Origin of the sequence: Verrucomicrobium sp. BvORR034, from assembly GCF_000739635.1 — a bacterium.
Lineage (GTDB): Bacteria > Verrucomicrobiota > Verrucomicrobiia > Verrucomicrobiales > Verrucomicrobiaceae > Verrucomicrobium.
The window spans coordinates 12,249-29,226 of record NZ_BATQ01000017.1 but is presented as its reverse complement, the minus strand read 5'-3'; the positions used below and the strand labels follow the sequence as shown (position 1 = coordinate 29,226).

At 61.0% G+C, this 16,978-nt stretch carries 13 protein-coding genes; 3 read left to right on the top strand and 10 right to left on the bottom strand.

All coding sequences use genetic code 11. From position 1 onward, the window contains the following. Positions 1-27: 27 nt before the first annotated feature. Positions 28-1,218 (top strand): hypothetical protein, encoded by a 1,191-nt coding sequence (locus tag BV034_RS03875; protein WP_050024317.1) that lies wholly within the window; start codon positions 28-30, stop codon positions 1,216-1,218. A gap of 64 nt (positions 1,219-1,282) precedes the next feature. Continuing rightward, on the top strand, positions 1,283-2,674 hold the full coding sequence (locus tag BV034_RS03870) for a Gfo/Idh/MocA family oxidoreductase (RefSeq protein WP_050024315.1): 1,392 nt from the start codon (positions 1,283-1,285) through the stop codon (positions 2,672-2,674). A 674-nt stretch (positions 2,675-3,348) separates the two neighbouring features. On the opposite strand, the gene BV034_RS03865 is transcribed toward BV034_RS03870, so the two are convergent. From BV034_RS03865 to BV034_RS03830, 8 genes are all read right to left on the bottom strand, one after another. After that, a complete protein-coding gene (locus BV034_RS03865) occupies positions 3,349-3,978 on the bottom strand; it encodes a dienelactone hydrolase family protein (RefSeq protein WP_050024313.1) in 630 nt (209 codons plus the stop codon). Between the two features lie 41 nt (positions 3,979-4,019). Then, positions 4,020-4,640, bottom strand: a complete 621-nt coding sequence (gene wrbA / locus BV034_RS03860; RefSeq protein ID WP_050024311.1) for an NAD(P)H:quinone oxidoreductase — start codon at positions 4,638-4,640, stop codon at positions 4,020-4,022. Between the two features lie 81 nt (positions 4,641-4,721). After that, a complete protein-coding gene (locus tag BV034_RS03855; protein ID WP_050024309.1) occupies positions 4,722-5,672 on the bottom strand; it encodes a VOC family protein in 951 nt (316 codons plus the stop codon). A gap of 19 nt (positions 5,673-5,691) precedes the next feature. Beyond that, complete coding sequence (locus BV034_RS03850) at positions 5,692-6,042, bottom strand: hypothetical protein (RefSeq protein ID WP_050024308.1); 351 nt, start codon at positions 6,040-6,042, stop codon at positions 5,692-5,694. Between the two features lie 44 nt (positions 6,043-6,086). After that, positions 6,087-7,550, bottom strand: coding sequence for a hypothetical protein (locus BV034_RS03845; RefSeq protein WP_265592596.1), 1,464 nt, complete (start codon positions 7,548-7,550; stop codon positions 6,087-6,089). Between the two features lie 319 nt (positions 7,551-7,869). Continuing rightward, on the bottom strand, positions 7,870-11,055 hold the full coding sequence (locus tag BV034_RS03840) for an efflux RND transporter permease subunit (protein ID WP_050024303.1): 3,186 nt from the start codon (positions 11,053-11,055) through the stop codon (positions 7,870-7,872). Between the two features lie 144 nt (positions 11,056-11,199). Next, on the bottom strand, positions 11,200-12,432 hold the full coding sequence (locus tag BV034_RS03835; protein WP_050024302.1) for an efflux RND transporter periplasmic adaptor subunit: 1,233 nt from the start codon (positions 12,430-12,432) through the stop codon (positions 11,200-11,202). A gap of 62 nt (positions 12,433-12,494) precedes the next feature. Beyond that, positions 12,495-13,109, bottom strand: a complete 615-nt coding sequence (locus BV034_RS03830) for a TetR/AcrR family transcriptional regulator (protein ID WP_050024299.1) — start codon at positions 13,107-13,109, stop codon at positions 12,495-12,497. A gap of 100 nt (positions 13,110-13,209) precedes the next feature. Between BV034_RS03830 and BV034_RS03825 the strand changes: the two genes are divergently transcribed. Then, a complete protein-coding gene (locus tag BV034_RS03825) occupies positions 13,210-13,656 on the top strand; it encodes a thioesterase domain-containing protein (RefSeq protein ID WP_050024297.1) in 447 nt (148 codons plus the stop codon). 519 nt (positions 13,657-14,175) lie between these two features. On the opposite strand, the gene BV034_RS03815 is transcribed toward BV034_RS03825, so the two are convergent. Further along, positions 14,176-14,835 carry a response regulator transcription factor gene (locus tag BV034_RS03815; protein WP_050024294.1) on the bottom strand — a complete coding sequence of 220 codons (660 nt, stop codon included), beginning with the start codon at positions 14,833-14,835 and terminating at the stop codon, positions 14,176-14,178. Next, positions 14,832-16,811: a sensor histidine kinase gene (locus tag BV034_RS03810; protein ID WP_050024292.1), complete on the bottom strand. Its 1,980-nt coding sequence runs from the start codon at positions 16,809-16,811 to the stop codon at positions 14,832-14,834. Before BV034_RS03810 ends, BV034_RS03815 begins: the two co-directional genes overlap by 4 nt. Between the last annotated feature and the right edge of the window lie 167 nt (positions 16,812-16,978).

Here is a 16,978-nt window from a genome sequence, read left to right as displayed (position 1 = left end):
GATTTTTTTCATCTCGCTTCGCCTCCTATGCGCACGTTCTCCTCTCTGAAACAAATCGCTTTTCCCCTGGTGGCTGGACTGGCCATGGTGGGAATCGTGGAGGCGAAAAACTATCCGGCCGCCAGAAGTCTGGCCGGGCAGCTGTCGCCCCAAGGCCTGACTCCTAGTGCGGATCCGGGTGGACTGGGCAAAGCCCGGGACCAGATCCAGAAGATCCTCACTGGCATGGAGCAGTCCCAAGTGGCAGGAGGGCCCGGAGCCAACGATCTGCTGGAGACAGCGTACGAGATGTTCGTCCCGCAGGTGGGGCCCGCCCACCGCAATGCCGCCGTGGGAACGCTGACGAACATGTGGATTGAAGCCCGCGCCTTGGGGGCCTTCGACGAGCAGAACCGGTTCACGGGCAAGATCACCAAGGGGGCAGACACCGGGCAGGCGGTGGTGTTTGAGTACATCGTGCCCATGAATCTGGCACCCAAGTTCTCCCGCGATGTGGCGAATGTGAGACTCGTCGCCCCCAGCAGGAAACGGGCGGAGGGGACCAAGCCCACAGACCGGGAACTGGCCTACGTCAACACGTTGAAAGTCATCGAACGCGAGATGAGCGGCTTGAAGAGCCTGGCCTCGATCGAGAACGGCCCCAAGATGAATGGACTGGGGCAGACCAAAGCCGAGGCCGAACAGCTCTGGAAGGAGCAGCTGAAGCTGGCCGGCGACAAGGCCCAGCAAAAGCCGAGCATCGTCATCCAGAGCCGCCTGGCCTCCACTCCCAGCAAGCGCAACGACTACAAGTGGGTGGTGCAAGCGGAGGTGACGAACATGTCCATGTTCCCCACCGAGGTGGAGGTGGAGTGCATCTTCCTGGGGACGACGGACAAATACCGCCAAAACTATGTGATGGGGCAACCCAAACAGAAGCTTCAGATGCGGGCGGGCCAGGCAGAAAAGCTCCTCTTCGAGACGCCCATGAATGAAGGAGCCTACAAGGGGCGGGCCGACGACTACGAAAAGCTGAGCAAGCCTGAACGGGCGGGCTCGCAGGCCAGCTACCGCGGGGCCATCATCCGGGTGAATCATCCCAAAGGCACGGCCGCCACCTTTGCCACCGACCCGGTCATGCTGGACCTGCTGCAGGAAAATGCCGAGGTGAAACTGGATACCCTGCCCAAGCTGTATCTGGATGCAAAGACCTGGCCGCCGCTCAGCACCGGGAAATAAGGTCCGGGGCGAACACCAGTGCGTGGAGCAAGAGCCGGTGGTGTCCGGACGTAAGGGTCTGACCATGTCAGACAACGCTCCCTCCCCTGCTTCACAACCGGCCCCGGCATCCTCCGGCGCTCTCAGCCGCCGTCGTTTTGTCACCACCACCGCTGCGGCGGCCTTTGGTTTTCAGGTCGTGCCGCGGCACGTCATCGGTGGCCCAGGCTTCACGCCACCCAGCGAAAAGCTGAATCTGGGCTGCATCGGAGTGGGCGGTCAGGGCGCAGGCGACATCGCCGACATGGTCAGCTCGGGTCTGGTCAACATCGTCGCCCTCTGCGATGTGGATTTGAAACAGGGCGCGGGCACCATCGGCAAGCATCCCAATGCCAAACTGCACCGGGACTACCGCCGCCTGATCGATCAGCAGAAGGACATTGATGCCGTGGTCATCGCCACGCCCGATCACGTTCATGCGCCGGCCAGCATCCTGGCCCTGCGCGCTGGCAAGCATGTGTATGTGGAGAAGCCCCTGGCCCACTCCATTGGCGAAGCCCGCCAGATGGCCAAGGTGGCCAAGGAAAGCAAGCTGGTCACCCAAATGGGCAACCAGGGACACGCCAGTGAAGGCCTGCGCCTGACGCGTGAATGGATCCAGGCTGGAGTGATTGGCAACGTGACCGAAGTGCATGTGTGGTCAGACCGGCCCGGCAAATTCTGGGACAGCCAGGGCAAGCCTGCTCCGACGGACACACCGGTGGTGCCGGACACGCTCGATTGGGATCTCTGGCTGGGCCCCGTGGCTAAGCCCGTGAAGTACCACCCCGAGTACGCTCCGCGCAAATGGCGTGGCTGGTGGGACTTCGGCTGCGGTGCCCTGGGAGACATGGCCGTGCACAATGCCGACCCGGCCTTCTACGCACTGGATCTGAGCTCCCCCGACTGGGTGGAGGCGGAGAGCGCGCCCAACAACAACCAATCCTTCCCCGAGTGGAACATCATCACCTACCACTTCCCCGCCCGCGGCACGATGCCAGCGGTGAAGATGGTGTGGTACGACGGCGGCAAGCTGCCGCCGAAGCCCCCGGGGATGGAAGCTGAGCGCAATCTGGGTGACAACGGCATCTATTTCGTGGGTGACAAAGGGGTCATTCTGGCCGGTGGCTGGGCGGGCACACCGCGTCTTGTGCCCGAGGCAAAGATGAAGGAGTTCGTGATGCCGGCGAAGTCCATCCCACGTTGCACGGTGGGTCACCGCCGCGAGTGGATTGAGGCCTGCAAGGCTGGCAAGCCGGAAGACGCGCATTCAGGCTTCCACTACTCTGCGCCATTTACGGAAGCGCTGCTGGTGGGTCTGCTGCCGGTGCGGTTTGGCAAGAGGATTGAATGGGATGGGGCCAACCTGAAGGCCACGAACGCACCAGAAGCGGATGCGTTTATCCACAAGGTGTACCGGGATGGGTACGGGATTTGACAAGGGGAAGAGGAAACTTCAAAAATCCAAAACCCAAACTTCAAACGGGGGGCGGTCGCGGGGCCGCTTTCTTCATGAAATCACCAAAGGCCTGCGCCCCCAAGGAGCGGCGGTTTGTGCTTGCACAACCTCCGAAGGTGACCGGAGGAAGGCCACCCCAAACCGGCAGGCAGCGATGGGAATTGGGTGGATGGGGATTGCCTGTGAGATTCGCGCTGCAGACGCTTCAGTTAGTGCCTCCTCACGTCGACAACTACAGACGGTGTTGTTTGCTCATGGGCAGAGGGGGAATCGAGGAGCCAATGGACGCGTAGTCAGGCTGACTGCTGACGCCTGTGCTCACACCCACTGGTGATTGAAGATCAAATCTCCAGCGCCGATGTAGCTGTCGACGTGAGGAGGCACTAACTGAAGCGTCTAACACATCTCTACCGCCCAACACCTCCGCCTACCCAATGCCCCCTCACCGGCAGCAAACCAGACCGCCAAAACTCCTTCGGAGTAAATGGTTGTTGTTCGTCCACCCGACGTAGACTCGCGTAAGGCTCGCCAACGTCGGGTTTGTAGCCCCATCCTCTTCGAGGAAGAGTTTCGACTGGTTCATGAGCCAACGCGCAATCAACTGACGCACTGACGCACTGACGCACTGACGCACTGACGCACTGACGCACCGGCTACCTCCACGCCTTCATGCGGGCAGACACCCAATCAATCTCCTCTTGGAACACGGTATGATCACCGCCAGGAAAAATGCGGGAGGTGACGTTGGCACCCAGCCCCTTGAGGGTCTGCACACTGGACTTCACAAATTCCAGGGGGATGTGGGGATCCCTCTCTGAGCAAGCCACCAGGACCGGGACGGACTTCAGATCCACCACGGGACGCTCGGTTCCTTCCGGACCAATGAGCGCACTGCTCATGCCGGCAACAAAACCCAGCCCGGCCGGCTGGCGCACGAGATACTCCAAGGCCAGGCAACCGCCTTGGGAAAAACCCGCCAGTCCGATGCGCTCCAGCGGAATACCGGCAGCGGTAATTTCCTGTACCAACTCATGCAGCAGCGCGAGACCGCTGGAGAGCCAGGGTTCGTTCATGGCCAGGGGCATGAAGAAGCGCTGGGGATACCAGGTGCCCTGGGTGGCATCGGGGGCCAAGAAGGCAATTCCCGTCTGGGGCAACACATCCGCCAGGCCAGCGATGTCTTCTGCAGAGGCTCCGCGTCCATGCACCAGAATCACTGCTCCACGCGCTTCTTTGAGCGGGGCGCCAAAGCGCAGGGTGTTCGAAATCTGGTGAATGGACATGGTGAGAGAAACTACGTTCCTGGCTGCAGGAATGTCGAGCTCTACTTCGCAGCGAGCTTGGCCGCCACCTGCGCGAGGTGTTTGCCCTGATACCGGGCGATGGCCAGTTCATTCTCGCTGGGGAGGCGCTGTCCCTGGGCATCCGTGATGGTGGAGGCTCCGTAGGGGGAGCCGCCAGTTATTTCCTTCATGTTCAGCAGCTCCTGGGCGGCATAGGGCACGCCCACCACCACCATGCCCTGGTGGAAGAGAAAGGTCTGCAGGCTGATGAGCGTGGTCTCCTGGCCGCCATGCTGACTGGCGGTGGAGGTGAAGACACCACCGGCCTTGCCTACGAGAGCGCCAGACATCCAATGGGAGCCAGTGGCATCAAAGAAGGTCTGCATCTGCGCAGTGGCACTACCAAAACGCGTGCCCGTGCCGAAGAGAATACCGTCTGCTTCATTGAGGGTCTTGGGATCGGCAATGGGGATGTGGGCAAAGGCTTTCTTTGCTTCCGTGGCCCCCATCTTGGCGATGATCTCATCGGACAACGTCTCTGCCACCTGGAGCAGTTCGACCTCCGTGCCGGGCACCTCCCGCGCCCCCGCGGCCACGGCCTCTGCCATGTGGTAGATGTGTCCGTACAGGCTGTAGAAGATGACTTTGATGCGAGTGCTCATAGGAGGATGATGTCGGAGATTGGATGTTCCAATGATGCTATGGGATTTCCCCAGGGATCGTGACAAGGAAAAGCGCCGCCCTCAAGCAAATTGACCGGGAGGTTGCAGCGGCGGGAGCACGGCCTCGATCTTTTCACGCAGAGGGACGTATTGTTTGGGCAGTTTTAGCGCGGTCCCCAGTGAGGCGGCGGGCTCATCCACGGCAAAGCCGGGCGACTCGGTGGCGATCTCGAAGAGAATGCCGCCGCGCTCACGATAGTAGATGGAGTGGAAGTAATCGCGATCCATCACCGGAGAAACCGCGAAGCCGCTGCGGTGCAGGCGGTCCTTCATGGCGAGTTCCTCGTCATCAGTGGCCACCCTCCAGGCGATGTGGTGAATGGTCCCCACCCCTCCCATGCCAAAGGGGCCCGAGGCATCCACCAAAATGTCCGCATAACGCCCGGAGCCGCCCGTGCCGAATTCATAGCGGGAGCGATTCCCCTCACGTCGGACACACTGGCAGCCCATGTCATCCATCAGCAGCTTCTCGGTGGCAATGCCGCTTCGCACGGTCAACTGGGTGCTGTGCAGTCCACGCAGGGCGTGCTCGACGGGAATGCCTGCCCCCGCCCATCCCTGCCGGGAATCCTCTGCCACCGCCACGATCTCCAGCGGGATGCCGTCGGGATCGCTGAAAGCGAGTGTCTCTTCCTCAAACCGTGTCTGGCGCTCCACCGTCACGCCGTGGCGAGAAAGCCGGTCTGCCCAGTAGTCGAGGGCACCGGGAGCGGCGGAAAAGGTGATGGCGGTCATCTGCCCGGCACCCACCTGCCCCTCGGCCCCCATGCCCGGCCAGTAGAAGAAGGTGACGATGCTGCCCGGAGATCCCGATTCATCCCCGTAGTAGAGATGATAAGCGGAGGGATCGTCGAAGTTCACCGTTCGTTTCACCAGCCGAAGCCCGAGCAGGCCGGCGTAAAAGTCAATGTTGCGCTGGGGATCACTGGCGATGGCCGTGACGTGGTGGATGCCGGTGACGGGATGGCTCATGGGGCGTTCTACAGGGAGTTTAGGGGATGGGAATGAAAAGAGAACGACGGACCCCGGGGCTGAGCTGCCGCGTGCGATGACCGCGCCCCGTGACATCCTCCAGCAACAGGATGCTCCCGCCTGAGAACTCCCGAGTCTCGCCATCGCCTGTCTCGAGCGAGATGCGACCATCAAGCATCACGAGCCACTGCTTCCGGGGAGCCGGGTGCCAGTCGTAGTCATACGTGCCGTCTGTCTCGCGAAAGATGATGCCAGACGCGGGGAGGGCTTCTGAAAGCCGGCCAATCGGTCCTCCATCGGTCAGCGGGACCTCCACTTCGTCAAAGTGGGTGAGACCGTCGGTGCCGGTATAGATGCGGGTGGCTTTCATGTTCCGGGATTACGTATCGAAGCTGCCGCCGCGCCAGGATGCCCTCAAGAACCTGATTTTCGCAAGTGTTCGTAAAGGATGCTTTTGATCTCCGCCACGGCCTCCTGTTTCCGGAAGGAATTGTGCCCGGAGCGCACGACCAGCTCAGACTCGGCCCCGTCCAGGTGACTGCTTTTATAGGTAACAATGCCGTCACTGCCCAGATCCAGCGGACCGGCCCCCTTCTGCCCGATGATGCTATGGAACGGCACCTCTGGAGGCAAGGTGGCCAGCATCTGCAGGGAGGGACTGCTGGCCGAGAGGGTGCGGATGGAGCTGAACTTGCCCTGCTCATACAGGCCCACCACAAAGGGATGAACCACCTCCCGCTGGACTTTCACCAAATGTCCGAACACATCAGTCACCTTGCGATCCGGCCGGAACAAGGTCTGCCCCAGATCGCCCACAAAGTTGTCCGCATAGGTACTGCCCCGGTGAGGCACCGAGATGAACACGACCCGCTTCACCCTGGGGTCGTGGTGAAAGAGAAACACATCCTTGAGCTGGGCCAGTGATTCAGGCGGCATCTTGACCTTGTCGGGACGGACCTTGATGACGGAGTCCCAGAGCTTGTAACCAGGCTCGGAGACCAGAGTGTGCGTGAGGATGCCCCCCATGCTGTGGCCAATGACAACAAGATGGTTCGTGGCAAAGTCATCCCCCTGCGGGTCAATCTCCTTCAGGGTCGAGGAAAGCACGCGGCGGAAGTTCGTGGCATTGAGCAGCACCGGGGTGCCGGTCTGGTAGTGATAATGCCAGATCTGGTAGCGCTGCCGCACCATGGGATCTGACTGAAGATCGTTGGTCAGGTTGATGAAGGCCACCGGAGTGGATTGCAACCCGTGCACCATGAGAAGAGGGATCTTCTTTGGATCATAGGGCTCCATGAGGTAGAGCTTTTCCCGCCGCTTGCTTTTGGTGGGGGACAACATGCCACTGAAGCCGCTGCGGGCCAGAGGGCGGGCCTTTTCCACCAACTGCGCGATGGGGGCGGAGTAGTTCGCCGCCACAGTCACCGGCTTGCCACCGATCTCCAACGTCGAGTGCTCAACCGGGTTCACGAAGCGCAGCATCCACTTCCCCTCCCCTGCAGGCAGCACCACGGCGGTGTAAGCTGCGGCGAGGCCCTCCGGGGGACGCAGATTGTCCAAGCGTCCAGTCCCGTCATTCGGTCGCCAGGCTACCACCGGCACCCCCACCCCGGGGCGGGTGTGATACTGATCAAGCAGGCCGGAGTGATATCGGTCTGCAGGTTCAAAATGGACGAGGCCGGTTTCCGCGGTGGGATCTTTTACAACGATCAAGCCGGCTCGTTCGCACTCGGCCGCACGACGGTCTGGTGGCAGGGCATCATACCATTCGACAATGGCTTTGACGCTCTCGTGATACGGCTTGAGCGCCTCCGCAGGAACAGGGAGCGGCGTGACGCCCCCCTGGGCTGCCGGAGTGGAAGTCAACGGGGTGACCACCCTGGTAAGGGTTGCAAATCCCGGCCCCATGGTGCACCCCACAGAGCCAGCGCAGAGGGCAATCAAGCAGGTCAGACGGACTATGGACGACAAGTCAGGACACATGGGCAAGCGGGAGATGCTCCAGCTATTCGACTACGCCTGACACCTCGCAACCGGATTGTCAGACACAGGCGCACTTCGCTATTCAGAGATCAGAGAAGCGAGGGCCCCGCCACCATCGACCTGAACGCTGTCTGCGCAGGGAAAGGGACATAAAAAAGGCGGCCGGAAAGCCCGGCCGCCTTGATCGAAGGCTCTATTTATCTAGGGATCAGTTTCAAGCGGGGGCGGACGATGGGGCCTGATGCGCCGAGGGGGTCTCCACCGCCTTCGGCTTCTTCACCCCGAGCTTCTCCAGCACCACGTAGAAGATGGGAGTGAGGAAGAGACCAAAAATAGTCACCCCGATCATCCCGGCGAACACCGCCACACCCATGGCCTGGCGCATCTCTGCGCCTGCCCCGGTTGCCACCACGAGGGGGAACACCCCGGCGATGAAGGCGATGGAGGTCATCAAGATGGGGCGCAGACGCAGACGGGAAGCCTCCAGGGCCGCCTCGACAATGCCCTTGCCTTCCTCGCGAAGTTTCACGGCAAACTCCACAATCAGAATGGCGTTCTTGGCCGCGAGACCAATCAGCACGATCAGGCCGATCTGGGTGAAGATGTTGTTGTCCCCTTTCGTAAGCCAGACACCCGCCATAGCCGAGAGAAGGGCCATGGGCACGATGAGCAGCACGGCAAAGGGCAGCCTGAAGCTCTCATACTGGGCGGCCAGCACGAGGAACACGAGGACGATGCTGATGGGGAAGACCAACATGCCGGTATTGCCCGCCAGGATCTTCTGATAGGTCAGCTCCGTCCAGTCCAGCGCCAATCCTTTGGGCAGCGTCTCTGCAGCCAGCTTCTCCATGATCGCCTCTGCCTGGCCCGAGCTGAATCCCGGCCCGGGCATGCCGCTGATCTCCGCAGCGGGATAGCCGTTGTAGCGCATGGCACGATCCGGACCGTAGGTCTCCGTTACGGTCACCAAGGACCCCAGCGGAACCATCTCGCCTTTGGCATTGCGGGTCTTGAGCCGCAGGATGTCATCGGCATTGGTGCGGAACTCCGCATCCGCCTGGGCCACCACCTGATAGGTGCGGCCGAAGCGGTTGAAGTCATTCACATACAGAGAGCCCAGGTTGATCTGCATGGTCTCGAAGATGTTCGCCAGCGGCACGCCCTGCTGCTTGGCCTTGGCGCGATCCACATCGGCCTGCAACTGGGGGTTGTTGATGGTGAAGCTGGTGAAGAGCCCCGCGAGGCCTGGGGTCTGGTTCGCTTTGGCGATCAGGGCCTGGGTGGCGTTGTAGAGCTCGTCATAGCCCAGACCCGCGCGATCTTCGACGTAGAACTTGAAGCCGCCGGTGGTGCCCAGGCCGTTCACCGGTGGCGGAGTGAAGATGGCAATGAAGGCCTCCTGGATCTCGCCAAACTCCTTGTTGAGCTGGGCAGCGATCTCGGTGCCGGACATGCCGGGACCTTTGCGCTCCTCAAACGACTTCAGCGTGGTGAAGGCAATGCCAGAGTTGGGGCTGTTGGTAAAGCCGTTGATCGACAGGCCGGGAAAGGCCACGGAGTCGGATACGCCCTCGTGCTTCATGGCGATCTCCGTCATGCGACGAATGATCTTGTCCGTGCGCTCGATCGAAGCACCTTCGGGAAGCTGGGCAAAAGCGATGAGGTACTGCTTGTCCTGCGCTGGCACAAACCCCGCAGGCACCTTCTGGAAAAGGTTCGCGGTAAGCACCAACAGGCCGCCATAAACGATGATCGCGATGGCGCTCACGCGGATGATGCGGGCCACCCCGTTGGAGTATTTCTGGGAGGCCCAGTCAAAGAAGCGGTTGAAGGGGCGGAAGAACCAGCCGAAGGCCCAGTCCATCGCCTTGGAAAGCTTGTCCTTGGGCGCATGGTGGTCCTTCAACAACAGGGCACTGAGCGCAGGGGAAAGCGTGAGGGAGTTGAACGCCGAGATCACCGTGGAGATGGCGATGGTGATGGCAAACTGCTTGTAGAACTGGCCGCTCAAACCGGTGATGAAGGCCGTGGGAATAAACACCGCGGAGAGCACCAGGGCGGTGGCCACAATGGGCCCCGTCACCTCACTCATGGCCCGCTTGGTCGCCTCCACGGGCGTGAAGCCCAGGGCGATGTTGCGCTCCACATTCTCCACCACCACGATGGCGTCATCTACCACAATCCCGATGGCCAGCACGAGACCGAAGAGGGAGAGAGCATTGATGGAGAACCCGAGCGCACTCATGATGGCGAAGGTGCCCACCAGGGAGACAGGGACGGCGGCCAGCGGGATGATGGAGGCCCGCCAGGTCTGGAGGAAGAGAATGACCACCAGCACCACCAGGATGATGGCCTCCACCAGCGTGTGCACCACCGCCTCAATGGAGTGCCGCACGAACACTGTGGGGTCATAGGCAAAGGCGTACTCCAGACCGTCAGGGAAGGTCTTTTTCAGCTCTGCCATCTTTTCCCGCACGGCATTGGACACGGCGATGGAGTTGGCTCCTGGAAGCTGGAAGACGGGGATGGCCACGGCCGCTTTGTTGTTGAGCAAGGAACGCAGTGCGTACTCGGAGGCGCCGAGTTCCATGCGGGCGATGTCCTTGAGCAGCACGCGTTCGCCGCGGCCTCCAATCTTCACCACGATGTCACCGAACTCCTCCTCGGTCACGAGGCGACCTTTGGTGTTGATGAGCAGTTCGTTCTCGCCCGCATGCGGGTTGGGCTGCTGGCCCACAGAACCGGCGGCCACCTGCACATTCTGCTCCCGGATGGCGGCCACCACGTCACTGGCGGTCAGCCCACGGGCCGCCACCTTGTTGGGGTCCAGCCACACCCGCATGGCATAGTCTCCTGAACCAAAGAGCTGCACCTGCCCCACGCCGGGCAGACGGGCCAGCACGTCGCGCACCTGGAGCGTCGCGTAGTTGCGCACGAAGACTTCATCATATCGGTTGTCGGGAGAGAAGAGGTGCACGAGCAGCGTCATGTCCGGCGAACTCTTCACAGTGGTCACACCGATGCGGCGCACTTCCTCAGGCAGCTTGGGCTCCGCCTGGGCCACGCGGTTCTGCACCATGACTTGGGCCTTGTCCGGATCCGTGCCCAGCTTGAAGGTCACCGTCAGCGTCATCACCCCGTCGGTGGTCGCCTGGGAGAACATGTAGATGGAGTTCTCCACGCCGTTGATGGACTGCTCCAGCGGGGTGGAGACCGTCTCGGCAATGGTCTTGGGGTTGGCACCCGGATAGCGGGCCGTGACCACCACGGTGGGCGGCACCACTTCCGGGTACTCACTCACCGGCAGGATCCAGAGAGCGATGGCGCCCACCAGAAGGGTGATGATGGACAAGACACCCGCGAAGATGGGGCGCTTGATGAAGAAGTCAGAGAAGTTCATGACAGGGCGGGTTGGCAGTTCAGGGCAGAGACAAAGCGGCGGCTGATCCCGGCATCAGAAGCCGGATCTCAATCAAAGGAGGTGATGGAAGCGGGGGAGAGAAAAGCCGCCCTGGGGGAGACGGGGGCGGCCCGGACTGATGGGTTATTTCATCGCTACAGCGGCGGATTCTGGGCTCACGATCATGCCGGCAGCGACGCGCTGGGTGCCGTTGACGATGACTCGGTCACCGGGTTGGAGACCTTCGCGGACCACACGCTTGCCTTCCACCAGGGAACCCAGCTTCACGGACTTGAGCGCGACCACGTTGTCGGGGTTCACGGTAAGCACGAACTTCTGACTCTGGTTGGTGCCAATGGCGCGCTCGCTGATCACCAGGGCTGACGACGGGGCGCTCACGGGCACCCGCACCCGGGCGGAGAGGCCGGGCACCAGCTTGCCATCCGGGTTGGCGAATACCATGCGCAACACCAGGCTGCCGGTGCCGGGGTCGAGGCGGTTGTCGGCGGACTCAATCACCCCGCGATTCGGAAATCCCGTCTCACCAGTGAGCTGCATGTCCACCGGTACCCGGCCGTTTTCCGAGGCGAGCCGGTTTTCCCTGGTGAGCTGGTTGATCACCAGGTAGGAGGCTTCGTCCACGTCCGCATACACATACACTTCGCCTTCGGAAACGATGGTGGTCAGCAGGGTGGCACCACCGGGAGCGCCGGACACGAGGTTGCCCGCCGTAACATAAGCACGGCTCACACGACCACTGATGGGAGCGCGAACCTGGGTGTAGTCGAGGTCCAGCTTGGCGGTATCCAGAGAGGCCTGAGCAGCCAGAAGCTCCGCTTTGGCTTCTTCCAGAGTGGAAGAACGGGTGTCAGCCTCCTCGACGGAGATGGCACGGCTCGCGAGCAGTTCCGTAGCGCGTTTGGCATCACGCTCGGTAATGCGGACTCTCACCCGAGCCTTTTCCACACCAGCCTTCGCCAGATCAAACTGGGCCTGATGCCAGCGGGGGTCGATGGTGAAAAGCACGTCCCCTTTTTTCACAGACTGCCCGGCCTGGAGGAGAACGTTTTCAATGTGCCCGGATACGCGGGGGCGGATCTCCACACTCTCGATCGGTTCCACCCGGCCGAGGAGTTCCCGATGATCCGTGATGGTACGCTCCTCCACCGGGGCGACGGTTACCTTGGGCGGTGGGGGCGCCGTAGAGGCTGGAGGGGCGGCGTTTTCGCCAGCGGAGGCCGTATGCGCACCAAAATAGGCGGCCCCTCCCACGCCGAGGAGCGTAAAGAGAGAGAGCCATGCAAAGGCACGCACTCGGGACTTCCGCGGTGCGGGGGAGGCAGGGTTGGCAATGGAGCCAAGGTCAATCGAGTTCATGGAATAGAGGCTTGTAGTTGACTGTATAGTAAACAATTTCCTGCGAAAAAAAGGCAACGGGGCTAGGCCGCGACCTTGAGGGAACGAGCGCCCAAGATGTCCAGGGACGCGTCGGGAAGAGTGCGAAGGAAATCGAGATCGTTCTGAATGCGTGCCTGGGCCAGACTGCCCTCGAACAACGCAAAGAGACATTTGGCCTTGGCCGCCGCATCTCCAGGAGGGACAGAACCCTCCGCCTGGGCGTCGCGAATGGCCGATTCAAAGTAGCGGATCTGGCTCTGCAGGATCTCCTGGGCCTTGGCCCGGATGACTTCATCCTGCGTACTGGTCTCAGAACCAATGGAAAAGCAGGGGCAACCGAGCACTTTTCCGTGCTCCTTTTTCACCTCTACCTGTCCATCGTAAACCGACTGCATGAACCCGCGAATGCGCTCCAGCGGCGGCAGAGAAGCTGAGAACAGGGCATCCCACTTGGCCTTGCCGTCCTGGATCCAGTTCTCATTGAGCGCCGCCACCGCCAGAGTAGACTTGGAATCGAAGAAGTAGTAGAAGCTCCCCTTCTTCACCCCGGCCTTTTCGCAGATGGCGTCAATCGTCACCACCCCGTAACTGCGCTCCCAAATCAAATCGAGCGCAGCCTCAAGGAGGCGTTCTTTGGCGTCACTGGTACGGCCCATGGGTTCAAGAATAGTTGACTAGACGGTCAAATACAAGTCGAAATTCGAAAATTCTCGACTTCGCTCTGGATTCACCGTACCCGACACCTCCCTGTTTACCATGCTTGCCAACGAGCTTCTCAAAGAAACTGAACGCTTTCTGCATGCGCAGATCCCGTTGACCAAGGCCATGCAGGTGCACGTGGCATCCTTCGACGAAGCCCGACTGGTCCTGACCGCTCCCTTGGAAGCGAACCACAATCACCTCGGCACAGCCTTCGGGGGCAGCCTGGCCACCTTGGCGACACTGGCTGGCTACAGCATGCTCTGGCTCCTGCTGGAGGACCGGGAGGCCCACATCGTGATCAAGGACAGCAAGATCCGCTACCTGGCACCCGTCAGGGGAGAACTGAGGGCTGCCTGCAAGCGGCCGGATGCCAAAGCCGTGACCAAGTTTAAGAAGCTCTTCGCGAAATCCGACAAGGCCCGCATCACGCTGAAAGTCGCGGTGGAGGAAGGTGAGCGCGTGTGCGTGGAGTTCGAGGGAACGTTTGTGGCGTTGAAGTAGGGCTAACAGGTGCGGCTCAAGACATCCCGCACGAATTCAGGCACAGGCCTCGAACTCCGACTGAAGCCGAAGAAATGCGGCATCTTCCCCCGTGGGATCAAATCCCAGGACTTGCTCTCTTGTCACAAACAGATAGCACCCCTCAGAAAGACACACCATCCAGTTTTGCCTCAATCCCGCCAGAAGACCTTGCAAGCCCCAAACGAAATCCAGGTGAAAGCAGGTCTCTACTTCAAAGGCAACCTCAATGAATCGTGATCGGTTGAAATACTCGTGGAGGTGATAGTCACCTGGCTCCAGCCGTTGGGCAAGGTACTTCCCCACAACTGACAAAGTGACAAGGCACTCCTCTTCAAAACCCTCTTTCCCTCCAGGGGCAGCGTGATCACGCAAACTGTAGAACCTTTCGAATTCCCGTTCTGTCAGTGAGAGGAAGTGTTTCATCATGGAAAATCGGGGAGGCTGCACCGATCGCGGTGGACACTATGCACCACGAGCATTTCCTGAACCAGCAAGTTCTCACGCCTTGTCCCGCCAACCACGGGACTTCGCAGCGGCGACCAGATCCGTCAGGTTGCCTGCCTGAAGTTTGGTCATGACGTTGGCGCGGTGAAATTCCACGGTGCGGACGCTCAGCCCCATCAATTCGGCGATCTCGCGGTTGCTCTTTTGGTCGAGCACAAAGCCCAGGACCTGCTGTTCCCGACGGGAGAGGATCTTGCCGACGCTTTCGGCATTGGCCCCTTCCCGGGCGATGGTTTCATGAAACTTCCTGGAATAGTAACGCTGACCGGATGCCACGGCCACGAGTGCTTCAGCCAGGAGGTCGGGGGACGCATCCTTTTCCACATACCCCTCGACACCAGATTCCTGAATACGCGTCAGCACCAGAGCGTCCGAGAGCGAGGAAACGACCAAAGCGCGAAGCTGGGGACGGATCTGCCGGGCGAGCTTCACGAACTCCAGCCCGTCCATCCCGGGAAGTTGAAAATCCACCAGCACCACATCCGGCATAACCGTCGGCACCAGGGTCAACGCTTCCTCCCCTGACCTGGCAGCACCGATCACCATGAAACCAGGTAGATCCGCGAGCCAACGTTCAAAGAAGGCGCGCACCATTCCTTGGTCTTCCACAATCATGGCCCGGTAGGGCGGCGGCAGTTTGCCCGGAACATTCATGAGGTCTCCTCCTCTGTTGTCGATGTCAGCCTGGCTTGTTTCAAAGTGAATGAGAACTCCGTGCCGCCCTCAGCTCCGATGGAAGATTCCAGCTTGATCTCGAGAGCCCGGCAGATTTCGCGGCAGAGACGCAGCCCCATACCTGAGGTGGCGGTGACGGGTTCATCCAGATCCGCAGCCAGCCGCGCAGCCACTTCCAGCGAGAGGGCGGGTCCATCATTGCCAACCGTAAAGCGCACTTTGCCATCACTTGTCTCGACTTTCAGCACCACCCGGGTCATGGCGAACTTCAGGGCGTTGGCCAGAAGGTTTCTCACCAGGGTCTGAACGAGCACCAAGTCGGTTTCCACCCACACCTCTTCTGGCACCTCCTGTAGCAGGACGATGTCCGCCTGTTCCGCGAGGGACTCGTGCAGAGCCACCGCCGGCCCCACCAAGCTCGCCGCGGGGTGAACGGACACCGCTTGTTTGGCCGCCCGCAGCCGAGCCCAGAGCACCAGGTCTTCAATCATCAGGAGCAGCGCCCGACTGGTGCGTGATGCGTCACGAGAAAACTCCCCTGAGGCACGCTCGGCGGAGCGCATCAACCCTGTGAGAGGCCCGCGCAGATCATGTCCGATCACGGAAAGCATGCGGTCCTTGTCGTTGTTTGCCGCCTGGAGTTCGCGGGTGCGCTCCCGGACCTCCTCTTCAAGCTCATCAGCATAGGCCTCCTCGATCATGCGACGCTGCTCGGTTTCCTCCACCAGTTGCGTCTGTGCCCTCGCGAAGCGATCCGCGACGGCCAGAGACAGCAGCAGCATCTCCAGGGCGGAGCCCACCATCAGGCCGCGCATGGCCACATCTCGAAGGAGCCCCTCAAAGAACCAGACGGCCACCATCGGCAGCGAACTTGCAAACAGGCAGCCGAATGAAAGCACGAAAAACCGCGCCTGCCATTTCCGGGCGTGCCATGCAGACAATGCCACCGCAAGCAACCCAGTGTGGGTAAGCCCGCTTGAGAGAGTCACGAATGGCAGCCAGGATGTAGATGCCCACGGCGTGGTCAGGGTCGCCACAGCTGCCACGAGCATCAATGCGGCCCATCCTTGCATGCAGCGATCCATCTTCGGGAAGGAAGTCTTGAGTTCAAGAAACGACCGTGCAAACTGGGTCAAGAAAAGACCATTGAGCGCCATCATCAACGTCAGTACTGTTTCCAGTCCGGGTGAAGCCAGTGGCAGCCCCAGCGCCGGCAGTTGTGCGCGTGCCAGAAACATGAACGCAGCCACGGATCCCAGATAAAGCACATACCAGCCCATATCCGGCTGGCGCAGTCGAAGCCACAAAAGCACATTGTAACCCAGGAGGGCGAGAAGGCCTCCAAGGTAGATGCCCTCCGCCATTCCATCGCGGGACCTCGACTCGTGAAAGGCCCCGGCATCGGGCCACCAAACCAGACGGACGAATGGCCGGAAGTGATTCTCCAGCCGCAGGTATGCCACCTTGACGGCCGCGGGTTCAAGCGTCACCGGGAAGGCGATCTCGCGGCCAGCAACTCTCTTGTCGACATTGGCCACGCCTTCGCCGGACAGCCAGGGCCCGTCCGGCTGAACTGCCGGCGAGCTTGGCTCCTGAACCCACAGCTCAACGCGGTCTGCGAAATAGTCGTCGTTCTCAAGGATGCCGCGCAACTCGCTGGCACTGTTGTTTCGCAACACAACCCGCAACCAGAGAACCTGGCTGGGGCCCACCACATGGTAGTTGTCGCCCGTCCAGGGGGTCCATGCATCAGGCGGCAAGGCTTCCACCTCTCGCAGGGTCCGCCCCTCCCCTGCATCCCCAAGGTGCTCCACTGTAAAGCCGGTGGTCCCTGGCAACGGTACCACGCCATGCCTGTGGCCGGCATACCCCAGCAGCAGCCAGCCCAACGCCAGTACCACGATCAACGGCACCGCCGCGAACGCAAGCCACGGAGTGGGACGCTGGAAATTCATTCGACGCAGAGACTCCCTGATTCCTTCCGCAACGCAAGTGCCATGCCCCTAAAAACCCCGTAGTCGTTACTGGGTTTGTCGAGTTGTACTCCCACTCCGGACACGGCAATGGAAGGCGTCGCCAGAATCCAATATTCAGAAGGGCAGCTTGGACGCCGAAGAATCGC